The organism is Pigmentiphaga litoralis, assembly GCF_013408655.1.
Lineage (GTDB): Bacteria > Pseudomonadota > Gammaproteobacteria > Burkholderiales > Burkholderiaceae_B > Pigmentiphaga > Pigmentiphaga litoralis_A.
This window is the reverse complement of the sequence record NZ_JACCBP010000002.1, coordinates 936,817-953,328: the sequence shown is the minus strand read 5'-3', so window position 1 is coordinate 953,328 and position 16,512 is coordinate 936,817. Positions and strand designations below refer to the sequence as shown.

11 protein-coding genes are annotated in these 16,512 nt (G+C 65.0%); 4 read left to right on the top strand and 7 right to left on the bottom strand.

The window, feature by feature from the left end:
• Nucleotides 1–18 precede the first annotated feature (18 nt).
• Nucleotides 19–957 carry a LysR substrate-binding domain-containing protein gene (locus HD883_RS24255; RefSeq protein WP_179589612.1) on the top strand — a complete coding sequence of 313 codons (939 nt, stop codon included), beginning with the start codon at nt 19–21 and terminating at the stop codon, nt 955–957.
• Between the two features lie 91 nt (nt 958–1,048).
• Here the strand turns inward: HD883_RS24255 and HD883_RS24250 are convergent, their stop codons facing one another.
• From HD883_RS24250 to HD883_RS24240, 3 genes are all read right to left on the bottom strand, one after another.
• The gene (locus HD883_RS24250) at nt 1,049–2,353 is read right to left on the bottom strand and encodes a replication-associated recombination protein A (RefSeq protein WP_179589610.1); all 1,305 of its coding nucleotides are present in this window, start codon (nt 2,351–2,353) and stop codon (nt 1,049–1,051) included.
• A gap of 103 nt (nt 2,354–2,456) precedes the next feature.
• On the bottom strand, nt 2,457–3,122 hold the full coding sequence (gene lolA / locus HD883_RS24245; RefSeq protein ID WP_179589876.1) for an outer membrane lipoprotein chaperone LolA: 666 nt from the start codon (nt 3,120–3,122) through the stop codon (nt 2,457–2,459).
• 137 nt (nt 3,123–3,259) lie between these two features.
• Entirely contained in the window at nt 3,260–5,614 is a 2,355-nt protein-coding gene (locus tag HD883_RS24240) for a DNA translocase FtsK (protein WP_179589608.1), read from the bottom strand.
• A gap of 178 nt (nt 5,615–5,792) precedes the next feature.
• Between HD883_RS24240 and trxB the strand changes: the two genes are divergently transcribed.
• A complete protein-coding gene (trxB, locus tag HD883_RS24235; RefSeq protein WP_179589604.1) occupies nt 5,793–6,749 on the top strand; it encodes a thioredoxin-disulfide reductase in 957 nt (318 codons plus the stop codon).
• A gap of 34 nt (nt 6,750–6,783) precedes the next feature.
• Complete coding sequence (locus tag HD883_RS24230; protein ID WP_179589602.1) at nt 6,784–7,437, top strand: Smr/MutS family protein; 654 nt, start codon at nt 6,784–6,786, stop codon at nt 7,435–7,437.
• Between the two features lie 188 nt (nt 7,438–7,625).
• Here HD883_RS24230 and putA read toward each other — a convergent pair whose 3' ends face one another.
• Nucleotides 7,626–11,639 (bottom strand): bifunctional proline dehydrogenase/L-glutamate gamma-semialdehyde dehydrogenase PutA, encoded by a 4,014-nt coding sequence (gene putA / locus HD883_RS24225; protein WP_179589600.1) that lies wholly within the window; start codon nt 11,637–11,639, stop codon nt 7,626–7,628.
• A 101-nt stretch (nt 11,640–11,740) separates the two neighbouring features.
• Between putA and HD883_RS24220 the strand changes: the two genes are divergently transcribed.
• Nucleotides 11,741–12,235, top strand: a complete 495-nt coding sequence (locus HD883_RS24220) for an Lrp/AsnC ligand binding domain-containing protein (protein WP_179589598.1) — start codon at nt 11,741–11,743, stop codon at nt 12,233–12,235.
• A gap of 117 nt (nt 12,236–12,352) precedes the next feature.
• On the opposite strand, the gene HD883_RS24215 is transcribed toward HD883_RS24220, so the two are convergent.
• From HD883_RS24215 to HD883_RS24205, 3 genes are read right to left on the bottom strand one after another with little or no spacing between them, the layout of a single operon-like run.
• The gene (locus HD883_RS24215; protein ID WP_179589596.1) at nt 12,353–13,297 is read right to left on the bottom strand and encodes an ornithine cyclodeaminase family protein; all 945 of its coding nucleotides are present in this window, start codon (nt 13,295–13,297) and stop codon (nt 12,353–12,355) included.
• A 56-nt stretch (nt 13,298–13,353) separates the two neighbouring features.
• On the bottom strand, nt 13,354–14,961 hold the full coding sequence (gene pruA, locus HD883_RS24210; RefSeq protein ID WP_179589595.1) for an L-glutamate gamma-semialdehyde dehydrogenase: 1,608 nt from the start codon (nt 14,959–14,961) through the stop codon (nt 13,354–13,356).
• A 22-nt stretch (nt 14,962–14,983) separates the two neighbouring features.
• Nucleotides 14,984–16,435: a short-chain fatty acid transporter gene (locus HD883_RS24205; RefSeq protein ID WP_179589593.1), complete on the bottom strand. Its 1,452-nt coding sequence runs from the start codon at nt 16,433–16,435 to the stop codon at nt 14,984–14,986.
• Nucleotides 16,436–16,512: the final 77 nt, after the last annotated feature.

Sequence of the window (16,512 nt, the reverse complement as noted above, 5' to 3'; positions counted from 1 at the left end):
TCGCTGCCAGGAATCACCTTGAAACTGCATCACCTGCGGGACGTCATTGCCGTGGCCGAAGCCGGCAGCCTGCGCGCCGCCTCGCGCAAGTCGGGCTTGTCGCAATCGACGATGACCAAGAGCATTCAATACCTGGAAAAGGAAATCGGCGCGCCGATCTTTGAACGACAGCAACGCGGCACCGTCCTGACCCCGCTGGGCGCCCTGTTCGTGCAACGGGCTCGCGTCGCCACTGGCGAACTGAGCCGCGCCCGCGAAGAGATCCAGCAGCACCTGGGTGGTGGGGATGGCCGGGTCGTGGCCTGCCTGTCCACCGTGCCGCACATGGCCCTGCTGCCCGAGGTGCTGCCGCAATTCCTGGAACGCTATCCGCGCGTGCAGTTATCGGTGGTGGAAGGCCTGGGTTTCAGCGCCGCAGAAACCGCCATGCGCGACGGCGAGATCGATTTTTATATTGGCCTGGGCCCCAGCCATTCCCTGCCCGGCGAGTTCGTGCTGGAAAAGCTGTTCGACAACGAACGCTGCGTGGTCTGCCGCAAGGGGCATCCGCAGGCCGAGGCCACCTCGTTGAAAGCGCTGATGGACGACCGCTGGTCCATGAGCAGCCCAGCCTTTGACGACGAAGAATTCGCCGCTCTCTTCCAGCGGCACGGTTTGCCGGTGCCGGCGTCGCGGACTTTTGGCGGCAGCATTCTGGGGCAGATCGTGTTCGTGCTGCACGCGGACATCCTGGCGATCGTGCCGCGCCAGTGGCTGGCGTTCGCGCCGCTGCAAGGCTGGATACAGGAAGTGCCGATCAAGGAAAAGATAGGCGCGCCGGCGATTGTGATGGTCCGGCGTGCCTCGTTGCCGTTGACGCCGGCGGCGGAATATTTTTGTGATCTGGTGCGGCGGGCAAGCCGGCATATGCCGGAGCAGCTGACGACGATGCCAGCGTTGGAAACGCGGGTCGGCTAGCAGTTAGCAGCGGCTGCGGCAGCCGCTGCGGTGGAGCCTGAATCAGGCGCGAGCTTCGCAAGACCAAGCCGCGATGTGACTGCATCCGGCGTCAATCGTCGCCCGCGTCCTCATCCATCTGCCGCAACCGCGCCAGCTTGTCCGCAATCTTCAGTTCCAAGCCTCTAGGCACCGGCTGATACCACCCCGGTTCCGGCATGCCTTCCGGCAAGTACGTCTCCCCCGCTGCATACGCTTCGGGCTCGTCGTGCGCATACCGGTACTCGTGCCCATACCCCAGTTCCTTCATCAACTTGGTCGGCGCGTTGCGCAGGTGCACGGGCACTTCGCGCGACTTGTCTTTCTTGATGGAGGCGCGGGCCTGGTTGTAGGCCATGTAGCCGGCGTTGCTCTTGGGCGCGATCGACAGGTAGATCACGGCCTGGGCCAGGGCCAATTCGCCTTCGGGCGAGCCGAGCCGCTCGAAGGTGGACGCGGCGTCATTGGCGATCTGCATGGCGCGCGGGTCGGCCAGGCCGATGTCTTCCCACGCCATCCGCACGATGCGGCGGGACAAATACTTGGCGTCGGCGCCGCCGTCCAGCATGCGGGTCAGCCAGTACAAGGCGGCATCGGGATGCGAGCCGCGTACGGACTTGTGCAGGGCCGAGATCTGGTCGTAGAAGTTGTCGCCCCCCTTGTCGAAGCGGCGGGCGTTCAGGGTCAGCGCGTTCTGCAGGAAGTCCGGGGTGACCAGATCGACGCCGGCCGCCCGGGCTGCGGTATCGGTCTGTTCGACCAGGTTCAGCAGGCGACGGGCATCCCCGTCGGCATAGCCGACCAGCGTGTCGATGGCAGCGTCTTCCAGCTTCAGGTGCGTCAACACCTTGTCTTGCGCGCGCTGCACGAGCAGGCGCAGTTCGTCGTCGGTCAGCACCTGCAGCACGTACACCTGCGCGCGAGACAGCAAGGCCGAGTTGACTTCGAAGGATGGGTTTTCGGTGGTCGCGCCAATGAAGGTGACGAGGCCGGATTCGACAAAGGGCAGCAGGCCGTCCTGCTGGCTTTTGTTGAAGCGGTGGATTTCGTCAACGAACAGGATGGTCTTTTTGCCGAGCGCGAGGTTGTGCTCGGCCCGTTCCATGGACGCGCGGATTTCCTTCACGCCGGAAAACACGGCCGACAAGGCGATGAATTCGTAGCCGAAGGCGGTGGCGGTCAGGCGCGCCAGCGTGGTCTTGCCGACGCCGGGCGGGCCCCACAGGATCATCGAATGCGGCTTGCCGGATTCAAAGGCCAGCCGCAGGGGCTTGCCCGGGCCGATCAGGTGCGACTGCCCGATCACCTCGTCCAGGGTGGAAGGCCGAAGCGCTTCGGCCAGGGGCGCGGTGGGCGCGGCGTCGAACAGGTCAGCCATGATGGTCAGCGGTCAGGGGCAATAGCAATGGATGGCGAAAGAGGGTCAATGATCGGCGTTTACCGAACGTGAAGGAAATCCAACGTCGGCAGGCTGCCGCCCATCAACGCGGCGCAGCTTGCCCGGGCTGCTGATTCATCTGGACCACATCCACGCCCTTGGGCGCCACGAAGCGGAAGCTGTCGGCGGACACGGCCGGGTTGCGGACCATGTTGGCGAACGTCACCTGGGTGGTCTGGCCGAAGGCGTCAAGCAGTTCAAGCTGGGCGGGCAAGCCATCACGAAAACCGATGTCGACGCGCGAAAACCCGGCGTCGGGCGACTTGGGGGTGGCGCGCAGCCATTCGACGCCCTCTTTCGCGGGCATCGGGGCGACGTTGAAGGATTGTTCCAGCGAACCCGATCCGAACAGGATGGAAGCCGGTGACGATCCGATCGCCTCACCCACGGCGCGCACGGTGACCTGCATCAGGTCGGGGTCATACTGATACAACTGCTTGCCATCCGAGACGATCAACTGCTCGTAGGGCTTCACGACCTGCCACTTGAACTTGCCCGGCCGCTGGAAGGAAAACGTGCCGGACTGGTTGGGCGCGCCCTGCCCCGTCGTGGCCTTGGTGGTCTGGGTAAAGCTGCCGGTGGCCGACTGGGTGCCGCTGACAAACGCGCGCAACTGCTCGGCGGCGGTGGCCGCCCACGCGCCGGCGGGCAGCATCAGGGCGCTGACCAGCAGGGGCAGCGCGGCCTTGCGCAGCGCCGGAAACCGCATGAAGGGGAAAGAAGCGGTAGCGGTCATAGACATCTCCATAAAAAAACGGCGCCGTAGCACCGCGTCCAACATCCGAAGGATTCGTGCGCGGCCTGCGAAGCGCTCGGGCGCTCGGCAGGCCGGACACAACGCCGGGCTTATTCGCCCTGCGTGGCAGGCACGAGGATCTCGCGGTTGCCGTTGGACTGCATGGAAGACACGATACCCGACTGTTCCATCTGTTCCAGCAGGCGCGCGGCACGGTTGTAACCGATACGCAAATGGCGCTGCACCAGCGAGATCGACGCGCGGCGGTGCTTGAGCACCACCTCGCAAGCCTGGTCATACATGGGGTCGGATTCCGCATCCGCCATCCCGGTGACGCTGCTGACGCCGTCGCCGGTGTCGCCTTCGCCTGAGCCATCCAGAATGCCGTCTTCGTAGTTCGGTTCGCCCTGCAGCTTGAGCTGCTCGACTACCCGGTGGACTTCCTCGTCGGTCACGAAGGCGCCGTGAACACGCGTTGGCAGACCGGAACCGGGCGGCATGTAGAGCATGTCGCCCTGGCCCAGCAGGGCTTCGGCGCCCATCTGATCCAGAATGGTCCGCGAGTCGATCTTGGACGACACCTGGAACGAGATCCGGGTGGGAATGTTGGCCTTGATCAGACCGGTAATCACGTCCACGCTGGGGCGCTGCGTGGCCAGGATCAGGTGGATGCCCGACGCCCGCGCCTTTTGCGCCAGACGGGCGATCAGTTCTTCGATCTTCTTGCCGACCACCATCATCAGGTCGGCCAGTTCGTCGATGACCACGACGACCATGGGCAGCGGCTTGAGCGGTTCAGGCGCGTCGGGCGTCAGCGAGAACGGATTCGGGATCGGCGCTTCCTTGCGGATGCCTTCAGCAATCTTGGCGTTGTAGCCCGCCATGTTCCGCACGCCCAGCTTGCTCATCAGGCGATAGCGCTTGTCCATCTCGCCCACACACCAGTTGAGTGCGTTGGCGGCCTGGCGCATGTCGGTCACGACCGGCGCCAGCAGATGGGGGATGCCCTCATAGACGCTCATTTCCAGCATCTTCGGGTCGATCAGGATCATCCGGACCTGGGTCGGATCGGCCTTGTACAGCAGCGACAGAATCATCGCGTTGATACCGACGGACTTGCCCGAACCGGTCGTGCCGGCCACCAGCAAGTGCGGCATCTTGGCCAGATCGGCCACCACCGGCTTGCCGGCAATGTCCTTGCCCAGCGCCATCGTCAGGTAGGACGCATTGTCGTGGAAGGCCTGCGACCCCAGGATTTCCGACAGCTTGACGGTCTGGCGGCGCATGTTCGGCAGTTCCAGGCCCATCAGGTTCTTGCCAGGAATGGTTTCCACCACCCGCACGCTGACCAGGCTCAATGAGCGCGCCAGGTCTTTCGCCAGGTTCAGGATCTGGCTGCCCTTGACGCCCACCGCCGGCTCGATTTCGTAGCGGGTCACGACCGGGCCGGCCTGCGCCGCCACAACCGATACCTGCACGCCAAAGTCGGCCAGCTTCTTTTCGATCAGGCGCGACGTGAATTCCAGGGTTTCGCTCGACACCGTTTCCTGCACGGGCGGCGGGGGATCGAGCAGGCTCAGCGCCGGCAGATCGCCACTGGCGCTTTCGTTGCGGTGGTCGACAAACAGCGTCTGCTGCTTTTCCTTTTCCACGCGCGGCGATTTCGGCACCACCGTCACGGCAGGTTCGATACGCACGGGCTGTTCGTGGACCAGCTTTTCCTGCTTGGCCACGACCACTTCGGTACGGGCTTGCAGGGCGACTTCACCGGCGCGGCGGTCTTCACGGGCCTGGACGGCGACCTTGGTGCGGCGGATGCTGGATTCGAGCAGGAAGCCGACGCGTTCGGCCAGGGCCAGCCACGAAAAGCCGAAGAACAGGCTGGCGCCGATGGCAAAACACACCAGCAGCAACAAGGTGGCGCCGGTATAGCCAAAGGCGTTGGCGGCGTAGCGAGCGATCGCTTCGCCGATCATGCCGCCGCTGCCGTGCGGCAAGGACGCACCAAAGGACTTGAGGCGCAGCGCTTCCAGTCCGACCGAGCCGAGCAGCATCGCGCCAAAACCGAAACCCTGTTCCCACTTCACGCGGACCGGGGCATCGCTTTCATTGGGGGTCTTGAGCAGGTGATTGGCCAGCCGCAGGTAACTGGCATAGACGCGTTGCAGCAGCAAGACGACCATCCACCAGGCGGACACGCCCAACAGGAACAAGGACAGATCCGCCAGCCAGGCGCCAAAGCGCCCGCCGCTGTTGAACACGCGGTCGGTGTTGACCGCGTGGGACCAGCCGGGATCGGCCGTGTGATAGGTAGCGAGGACCAGCGTCAGGTAGACCGCGAGCGCGGCGAACAGGATCCAGCGTGCCTCGCGAAACAGTCGAGACAGGCGACCCGGCAGCGCGCCGGTACTGGTGCTGGGGGGAGGAGACTTGCGGGAATTCCCGGCAGTTGCGGTACGAGCCATGGCGGTGATTATATGTGCGACGCAGCATGCCCGACGGAGCGGGCGCTATCGTCGTGATAGATAAACTCAAGCACAGTGCAACAAACCGCTACTTATAATCGATCTTTCCATTGCAATGCCTTGAATGTTCGGTTCGTGGTCCAATTTGAACGGAACAGACAGGAAAAAGACGTCAACTATGAACGAAACCAAACACGCTAAAGTCCTCATCCTCGGGTCGGGCCCCGCCGGTTACACCGCGGCCGTCTACGCGGCGCGCGCCAATCTGTCGCCGGTGCTGGTCACCGGAATGGAGCAAGGCGGCCAACTGATGACCACGACCGAGGTGGACAACTGGCCGGCCGACGTCAATGGCGTGCAGGGTCCTGAACTGATGCAGCGCTTTCTGGAGCATGCGGAACGGTTCAAGACCGAAATGGTGTTCGACCACATCCACACGGTCAAGCTGGATGCGCGCCCGTTCACCCTGGTGGGTGATTCGGGTACGTACACCACGGACGCGCTCATCATTGCCACGGGCGCCTCGGCAAAGTACCTGGGCTTGCCGTCCGAAGAAGCCTTCAAGGGCCGCGGCGTGTCGGGTTGCGCCACCTGCGACGGTTTCTTCTACAAGCAGCAGGACGTGGCGGTGATCGGCGGCGGCAACACCGCGGTCGAAGAAGCCCTGTATCTGGCCAACATCTGCCGCACCGTGACGCTGGTGCATCGCCGCGACAAGTTCCGCGCAGAGCCGATCCTGATCGACCGCCTGAACGAGAAGGCGGCCGAAGGCAAGATCATCTTCAAGCTGCACAGCGAGCTGGACGAAGTGCTGGGTGACACCACCGGCGTGACCGGCGCGCGCATCCGCAACAACCAGGCGGGCACGACCGAAGACTTGGCGCTGACCGGCGTCTTTATCGCGATCGGCCACCATCCGAACACCAGCATTTTCGAAGGCCAGCTGGAAATGAAAGACGGCTACATCATCACCCGTAGCGGTCTGCACGGATTGGCCACGATGACGTCCGTGCCCGGCGTGTTCGCCGCGGGCGACGTGCAGGACAACATCTACCGCCAGGCCATCACCAGCGCCGGCACGGGCTGCATGGCCGCGCTGGACGCCCAACGCTGGCTGGACGGCGAGGCGGTCTAAGCCGCGTTGTTTGCCCTGAACCCGGAGTTCGACCATGGCCACGAAACCTGGCCGCAAAAGCCTGGCTGACCTCAAGTCCCTGAAACAGGAGCTTGAGGAACAGCGGCGCGTGGACGAAGCCCGTGCGCGCGAAGCAGCGCGGGCGGCCGAGGAGGCCCGGAAGGCCGCGGCCGAATTCCGCAGCCTGGTCGGTGCGGTCAAACCGCTGAAGCTGGCGCCGCGGGTGGAAAAGCCCGTGGCGGCGCCCGCGCCCTTCCCGTTCAAGCGCTGGGAAGACGACAAGCAGGTGCTGAAGGAGTCAATCTCTGACGAGTACGGCGCCGACTGGCTGATCGAGACGGACGAGACGCTGTCCTACCGTCGCCAGGGTCTGGGCCACGACGTGGTGCGCAAGCTGCGCCGCGGGCAGTGGACGATCCAGTCGCAGCTGGACCTGCATGGCTACCGGGTGGACGAGGCGCGTGAAGCCCTGGCGGAATTTTTGCGCGGCTGCGTGAAGATGGAATTTCGCTGCGTGCGTGTGATTCACGGCAAGGGCTTGGGGTCCGTCAATCGGACCCCGGTGCTGAAAGAGAAGGTGCGGCGCTGGCTGGTGCAGAAGGAAGAGGTGCTGGCCTTTGTCGAAGCGCCGCCGAACGACGGCGGAGCGGGTGTCGTGCTGGTGTTGTTGAAGGGCGCTCGGGTGTGATGGCTGGGGCATGCCGGCTTTGGCCCTTTTTGCTGGTGTTGGCCCTTCCTGCCGGGATGCTTTGAGCCCGTCAGTCCCATAAGCAACATTCCAGGCTTGACCGACCGAAGGTGAACCTCCGCCCTGGATGGTTCTTTGGTCTTCCGGAGCTGCCATGCCCTGTGCGGCTTTTTTCCGCGCGGCTTTGTTTACGTCATCGTCATCAGGCTAGCATTGCCGCCGGCTGCGGCCGTGTTCGTGCTGACGGCGCGTTCCATCACCAACGATTCCAATGGCACCGACGGTGCGTCTTCCGTGATCGCGTAGACGGGCACGATGGCGCCGTCGCGCGCGGCCATGCGGGCCAGCAAGGTCAGCAGCGAGGTGTCGGTGCCCTGATGGATCGCTGATGCGATCGGCGGGCTGCCTGCGTCTTCAGCCCCTTCTTTTTGCAGCGTGATGTGAGCACGCACTTCCGGCGGCAGGCTCTGGTGCAGGCTGGCGGCGTTTGGGCTGCCTGCGTCCCAGACGGCTCGGGATCCGACTGCCAGTACGGAAACAGTTATTGCCAGGAGCGCAGTTGGTTCCATTGCGACGCACAGCACCGCTACGCGCGGCACAAGGCGATAGGTGTTGCGTTCGCCGGTCGGGCCGGCGAGGACGAACATGGCATCCATTGGCAGGTCGAGTGGCGTGGGCGTCCCGAAGCCTTGTTGAGCGCACCAGTGCCCGAGCGCGGCGGCAGGGCCTGACGCGACGGCGCTGCGACGCTCTGCGCGTGGTTCGGCGGCCTTGGGCGACGTGGCGTCCGCCTCTTCCTTAACCAGCCCCTGCAACGCCAGATCGATCGCGTTATCCGGCCTGTCCGCCAGCAGGCGCAGCAGGTACAGCGGTCCGCCCGCCTTGGGGCCGGTGCCCGACAGCCCTTCCCCGCCGAACGGCTGCACGCCCACCACCGCGCCCACCATGTTCCGGTTCACATAAAGATTGCCGACATGCGCCTGCCGCGCCACTTGCGCGATCGTCTCGTCGATGCGGGTATGCAGGCCCATGGTCAGCCCGTAGCCGGTCGCGGCGATGTCCCGCAGGACGGCATCCAGGTCCTCGCGCCGATAGCGGATGACGTGCAGCACCGGGCCGAACACCTCCTGCTTCAGTTCGCGCAAGGACGGCAGGGTGATCAGGGTGGGCGGGATGAAGGTGCCCTGCTCCATCGCGGCTTCCCGGGCGACGGCGTCGCCCCAGGCGGCCTGCACCACTTCGAACCCCTTGGCGCGCATGGCGTCGATGTGGTTCTGGATCGTGTCGCGGGCGCGGACATCGATCACGGGGCCGACGTCGGTGTGCAGCCTGGCGGGATTGCCCAGGCGCAACTCTTTCATGGCGCCTGTCAGCATGCCGATCAGGCGATCCGCCACGTCGTGCTGCACATACAGCACCCGCAATGCCGAGCACCGCTGCCCCGCGCTGTCGAAGGCGGACTGCACGATGTCCTGCACGGCCTGCTCGGCCAGGGCGGATGAATCCACGATCATCGCGTTTTGCCCGCCGGTCTCTGCCACCAGGGGAATGGGTTTGCCGCTGGCGCCCAGGCGGGTGGCCAAACTGCGCTGCAACTGCCGGGCGACGGCGGTCGACCCGGTAAACATCACAGCTTGCACGCGCGGATCGTCCACCAGCAAGGGGCCGAGCGCCTGGCCCGAGCCGGGCAGCATCTGCAACGCGGCGCGCGGAATGCCGGCATCCCACAACACGCGGACGGCTTCTGCCGCGATCAACGAAGTTTGTTCGGCCGGCTTGGCCAGCACGGTATTGCCCGCGGCCAGCGCCGCGGCGATCTGGCCGGTAAAGATGGCCAGGGGGAAATTCCACGGGCTGATGCAGACCACGGGTCCCAAAGGCCGGTGCGTGGCATTGTCGAACGTGGTGCTGACCTGCCAGGCGTAATAGCGCAGGAAGTCGACGGCTTCGCGCACTTCGGCGACGGCGGCGGCGTAGGTCTTGCCGGCCTCGCGCACCAGGATGCCGATCAGTCGTTCAGTGTCGGACTGCAGAGCGTCGGCTGCGCGTTCGAGGGCGAAGGCGCGTTCGATGGGCGGGACACTGGCCCAGGTCGGGGCGAAGTTGGCGGCGGCGGCCAAGGCGGCGTCGACGTCGGCGGGTGTTGCGTGGCGGACCTTGCCGACAAGGTCGTGATGATCGGCGGGGTTGATGACGTCGACGACGGATGCAGGCATATCACTCATGCCGCGTCGCGTATCGTCGGCGACTTGATCGAGGTCATCCACAAAGGTGCTTTCCAGGCTGCCTTTTGCCGGGTGCCGCGATGGCGCTGCCTCGTCATTCGCGTCATGTGATGCCAACATGGGTCCGGCGCATAGCGCATCAGCCGCGTGCTGGCGCAGCGTGCCAGCCAGATGCGCCAAGGTGTCATCGTTGGCGAGGTCGATACCCCGGGAATTGGCGCGCGCATGGCCGTACAGATGCGCAGGCAGCGGAATAACGGGGTGCGGCAACCCGGTGCGGCCCTCCTCCACCGTCATGGCGTCCACCTGCGCCACCGGGTCCTGCACCAGCGCGTCCAACGGAATGGACGGGTCCGCCACCTGATTCACGAACGACGAGTTCGCGCCGTTTTCCAGCAGGCGGCGCACCAGGTAGGCCAGCAGCGTTTCATGCGTGCCGACGGGCGCATAGATGCGGCAGGGTCGGGCCAGGGTGTCCGGCCCGGTGCCGACCACCTGGTCGTACAGGGATTCACCCATGCCGTGCAGGCACTGGAATTCGTATTGCCCGGGCTTCCAGGCTGCAGGATCTGCCAGCTCGTAAATGGCCGCCAGGGTATGCGCGTTGTGCGTGGCGAACTGCGGATAGATCTGGTCCGGCGCGGCCAGCAGCTTGCGGGCGCAGGCGATGTACGACAGGTCGGTATAGGGCTTGCGGGTGTACACGGGATAGTCGTCCAGCCCGTCGATCTGCGCGCGTTTGATTTCGCTGTCCCAATAGGCGCCCTTGACCAGCCGGACCATCAACCGGCGGCCGCTGCGACGGGCCAGGTCGACCAAGTAGTCCACTACGGCCGGGCATCGCTTCTGATAGGCCTGGATGACAAAGCCAATGCCCTGCCAGCCGCGCAACGACGGCTCGGCGCACAAGCGTTCCAGCAAGTCCAGCGACAGTTCCAGACGGTCGGCTTCTTCGGCGTCGATATTCAGGCCGATGTCGTACTGGCATGCCACTTCGGCCAGCTGCAGCACCGACGGATAGAGTTCGTCGTGCACCCGGTCGATCTGCGCGCGGCTGTAGCGCGGATGCAAGGCCGACAGCTTGATCGAAATGCCGGGTCCTTCCTGGATGCCGCGCCCGGCCGATGCCTTGCCGATCGCATGGATCGCCTGCGCGTAGTCCGCGAAGTAGCGGGCAGCGTCGGACGAGGTCAGTGCGGCCTCGCCCAACATGTCGTAGGAATAGCGGTAGCCGGCAGCCTCTCGATGACGGGCGTTGCGCAGCGCCTCGCCAATCGTCTCGCCGGTCACAAATTGCTCGCCCATCAGGCGCATTGCCACGTCCACGCCCTTGCGGATCAAGGGTTCGCCACCTTTGCGCATGACGTTGCTCAGCGTCGATCCCATCCCCGCTTCGTTATGCGTGGCGACCAGCTTGCCGGTCAGCATCAGACCCCAGGCCGCGGCGTTCACGAATACCGACGGGCTTTGGCCGACGTGGTCCTTCCAGTTGCCGCCGCGGACCTTGTCGCGGATCAGCGCGTCACGCGTGGCGCTGTCGGGAATACGCAGCAGCGCCTCGGCCAGGCACATCAGCGCCACCCCTTCTTGAGAGGACAGGGAAAATTCCTGCAGCAGCCCCTGCACGAGACCTGACTTGCCCGGCGCGGCGGGCTGGTCTCGCAGACCTTGGGCAATGCGGCGCGCCAGGGTCGTGATGCGTTCGGCAGACACCGGGCTAACGCGGGCAGCCGCCAGCAAAGGCGGCACGGCCTCGGGTTCGCTCAGGCGCCACGCCCGGGTGATGGCCTTGCGCAGCGAAGATCGGCGCGGCAAGGGCGTGATCGCATCGCTGCCGGCGGTATCGAGCGGGCCGCTGTCCGCAGCACGCGCGGCGATGGCAGGGGAAGCGATGGACTCGCCGGCATGCGCAGCATCGGCAGCGTCGATGCCTGGGTGGGTTGTGGCGGCGGCTGGGGCAAGCGGGGTGACAGACATCGCGGAGGTTCCGATCAAGGTGGGTCGTGGACTTTCGACAATGATGCCGGCCCTGCCGCTGAGTTATTTGCTATATTTTGGCGTCAAACTAGCGAAACATCATGCCGCCCGACAGCCAAGACCTCGACAAGACCGACCTGCAGATTCTGGCGCTGCTGCAGCAGGACGGTCGCATTGCCAACACCCGGCTGGCCGAGGCCGTGCACTTGTCCCCAACCGCCGTGCTGGCTCGCGTTCAGCGCCTGACCAAAGACAATCTGATATTGGGATACGAAGCGCGGCTCAACCCTCGCAAGTTGCGCGCCGGGCTGCTGGTGTTCGTGGAAGTGCTGCTGGATCGCACGACGCCCAACGTCTTCGACGAGTTCAAAGCCGCGGTGCAGGTGCGTACGGAAATCATGGAATGCCACATGGTGGCCGGGGGATTCGACTACCTGCTCAAGACCCGGCACGCCGACATGGACGGCTACCGCGACTTTGCCGGCAGGGTGTTATGGCAACTGCCCGGGGTGCGGGAGACGCGCAGCTACGCGGTGATGGAAGAAGTGAAACATTCGACCCACCTGGATCTGGCGCCGGCACGGCTGCAGCTCTGACGCAGGTGCGAGTCAAAGCGGTTGCGGTTGCGGTTGCGGTTGCAGTTTCAGTTGCCGTCGCTGCTGCCGTCGTCCCCTTGCCACGCGACGGCAATCAATGGCGGAGAAAAACTTCCTTCACGCTACCGGTTCGCCCGCCTCGTACACCAGAATCGCGGCCGCCAGATCCTCCAGCGCGGTGCCCACCGCCTTGTAAACAGTGATCTCGTCGTCGTGCTCGCGGCCGGGATGCGCGCCGCGGCACAGATCTTCCAGCGTCGCCCGCACGCCCTCTGGCGCAAACACCCCTGCAGCGATCGGCGACAGCACATCCCCGGCCTTGTCCAGCGCTTCACGCGTGTCCACGAACACCGACGTATCGGCAAACGTCGCGTCATCGCTCTCGCGCATCTGCGGCGTGAACCCGCCGATCAGATCCACATGGACACCGGGCTGCAGCCAGGCCCGACGCACCAGGGGCGCTTGCGACAAGGTGGCGCACGTGACGATGTCGGCGCGGCGCACGCCGGCTTCCAGGTCATCGATGGCCGTCGCCCTGAACCCGTCAGCGCGCAAACGCGCCGCCAGCGCCTCGGCCTTGTCCGCCCGGACATTCCAGACGTCGATCTCTGCAATGTCCCGGACCGCTGCATAGGCTGGCGCCAGCGCCGCGGCCACCTTGCCGGCGCCCACGATCAGCAGCCTGCGCGAATCCGCCCGCGCCAGCGACCGCGCGGCCAGTGCCGACGCCGCCGCCGTGCGCCGCACGGTGATCGCATCGCCATCGATCAACGCAACGGGCACGCCCGTGCGCGCATCGAACAGGGTATAGGTGGAATGCAGGCCCTGCAGGCCCCGTTCGCCATTGCCCGGAAAGATCGTGACATGCTTGATCCCCAGGTACCTGCCCGGCTGCCAGGCGGGCATGATCAGCAGACTGCCGGCATCGGGCGGCGTGTCGGACAGAATGTGGAAATGGCGGCGCGGAACAGTCACGTCCGCGCGGAACATGTCGTCCAGCGCGGCAATCAGTGCGGGGAATGGCAGGCGGCCAATCGTGGCCGCGCTATCCAGGATCTTCATGCGGTGTCCTTGCAAATAAGACGCTGCGGCAGGCGCCCCGTTACGGAGCCGTCGTGTCAGGCCATGTGCGGGTAGCGATAATCGGTCGCGGGAACCCAAGTCTCCTTGATCGTGCGGGGGGACGTCCAGCGTTGCAGGTTAAGGACAGACCCGGCCTTGTCATTGGTGCCGCTGCGCCGCGCGCCGCCAAAGGGCTGCTGCCCCACCACGGCGCCCGTCGGCTTGTCGTTGATGTAGAAGTTGCCGGCGCTGGCGCGCAGGTGGGCGCTCGCATACGCGATCGCCTGGCGGTCGGTGGCAAAGACGGCGCCCGTCAATGCATACGGGCTGGTGTCGTCCACCTCGGCAACCATGGTTTCCCAGGCCGTGTCGGGATAGACAATCAACGACAGCACCGGCCCGAAGATTTCTTCGCGCATCGTGACCGCCTTGGGATCGGACACCTCGATCACGGTGGGGGCAATGAAGTAGCCGTCACGGTCATTGCACTGGCCACCGGCCAGCACCTGGTGGCCCGCGGTCTGCGCGCCGGCAATGTAGCCCGACACCCGATCGAAGGCCTTAAGGTCGATGACCGCACCCATGAAGTTACCGAAATCCTCGACATCTCCCATCCGCAGCGTGGCCAGGTCGTCCAGCAAGCGTTCCTTGATCCGCGGCCACAAGGAGGCCGGCAGATAAGCGCGCGACGCCGCACTGCACTTCTGGCCTTGATATTCGAAGGCGCCGCGCAGCAGGGCCACGGCAACCGCCTCTGCGTCGGCCGACGCATGCGCCAGGATGAAGTCCTTGCCGCCGGTTTCTCCCACCAGCCTGGGATAGCTGCGGTACTGCGGCAGTCGGCGCGCCACCTGTTGCCATAGGGCATCGAAGACCTCGGTCGATCCCGTGAAGTGCAGACCGGCAAAGTCCCGGGACGCCAGCACCGTGTCGGACACGGCAGCCGCCGAGCCTGGAACGAAGTTGATGACGCCCGGCGGCAAGCCGGCTGCCTCGAGCAGTTCCATGAACAGATAGTTGCTGAGCGACGCGGTAAAGGCGGGCTTCCAGATCACCGTGTTGCCCAGCAAGGCCGGGGCGCAAGGCAGGTTGCCCGCGATCGCCGTGAAGTTGAATGGCGTGACGGCGTAGACAAACCCTTCCAGCGGCCGGTAGTCCAATGCGTTGCGCATGCCGTCGGGCGAATGCGGCTGATGGGCAAGCAAGGTCCGGGCAAAGGCAACGTTGAACCGCAGGAAGTCGATCAGCTCGCACGCGGAATCGATCTCGGCCTGGACCACGGTCTTGCTCTGGCCGAGCATGGTCGCCGCGTTGAGCCGTTGCCGCCACGGGCCCGCGAGCAGGTCGGCCGCCCGCAGGAAGATCGCGGCCCGGCTTTCGAAATCCATGGCCGCCCACGCACGCTGGGCGGTGGTGGCGGCCACGATCGCCTGGGCAATGTCGCCCACGTCGGCCTGGCTGACCGCCGCCAGCTGGCGGCGATGCGCATGGGGCGCATGCAGGGGCAGTGTCCCGCCTCCCGCATGCCGGCGGCCGTTGATGACCAGGGGGATATCGATGACCTGCCCGGCGTGCGCATCCAGGGCAGCGCGGATGTCGGTGCGTTCGGGGGAGCCGGCTGCATAGGACAGCATGGGTTCGTTGCGCAAAGAGGTGGAGATCATGTCAGCTACCGAATCAGGAAGGTCACCGGCCGGGAATCACGGGCGGCAGATAGGTGAAGGTCGGCATGAGCAGCGCCGCGGCCAGGATGACGATGGGGGTATGGATGAAGAACTGGAGCGAGGTGTAGCCCACCAGGTCTTTGGAGCGCAGCTTGAGGATCCCCAGCAAGGGCAACATCCAGAACGGATTGATGAAGTTCGGCAGCGTCTCGGAAATGTTGTAGACCATGACGGTCCAGCCCAGATGCGCTTCCAGCTGATTGGCGGCGGTCATGATGTAGGGCGCTTCGATCACCCACTTGCCCCCTGCTGACGGAATGAAGAAGCCCAGCAGCGCCGAGTACACGCTGACCAGGACCGAAAACACGCCGGAATCATTCGCCACGTTCACGAACCAATGGGCGATCTGGTCGGACAGCGTCACGCCTTGCGCATTGGCGACTTTGGTCAGCATGTACCCGATGCCGCCATAGAACGGGAATTGCAGCAGCACCCCACCCACGCTGGGCATGGCCCGCACGAAGCTGTCCAGGAAACTGCGCGGCCGCCAGTGCAGCAACAGTCCCAGCATCAGGAACACGAAGTTGTAGGTGTTGAGCTGCGACATCGTGATCAGCGGATTGCCGCTGCGAAACGCGTTGTACAGCCAGCCCGCGCCCAGCAGCACCACTACGATGGTCAGGATGGGGCTGTACTCGAAGTAGTCGCCCTTGCGCTGCCGCGTCAGCACTGGCGGCTGGTCATCGTCCAGATCCACGCCCAGGTCGGCGGCGGTACGCGTGGCATCCCGCCCGGGGGCGGTCCAGTAGCAGATCAGCGCCGACAGCACCGTGACCAGGACGATGACTACCAGGTTCTGCCAGGTCAGGATGGTCTGGTCGAAACCGATCACACCCGTGATGGGCAGCAGCGACGACGGGATGCTGGACACCGTCGCCTGCAGCTGCGCAGCCGATGAACTCATGCCCAGCGTAAAGCCGCAGCCCATGCCCAGGTAGGCGGCCGCCCCCGCAGCGCGGTAGTCGAGCGACAGGTCGGTGCGCCGCGCCATTTCGCGCACCAGCAGCCCGCAGAAGATCAGGCTCAGGCCCCAGTTGACCAATGACAGCAGAATGCTCAGCACACCGATGAATACGATGGCGCCGCGCGACGTGGACGGAACCCGGGCAATCCGGCGCAGCAGCGCGGCGACCGGGCGCGACATGGCCAGGACATAACCGGTGATGGCGACCATGACCATCTGCATGGTGAACGGGATGATGCTCCAGAAACCGTCACCGAACGCCTTGCTGACCGCCATCGGATCGCCGCTGTGGAATGCGGCGCCCAAGGCGACGGCCAGGCAGGCAACCACCACGAACACGTAGGCATCGGGGAACCACTTTTCGGCCCAGGACACGATGACTTGCGATACGCGCGCCATGAGGCGGGTGTCGGGCGTCGGCGATTCCGGCCGGATCTGCGAATGAGTCATACCATTTCCCGTGTTGAATGCTGAAGGGTGAGAGAAGTCGCAAAGCAGGAAAGACGTGAAACAGGCGGCGCCATGAC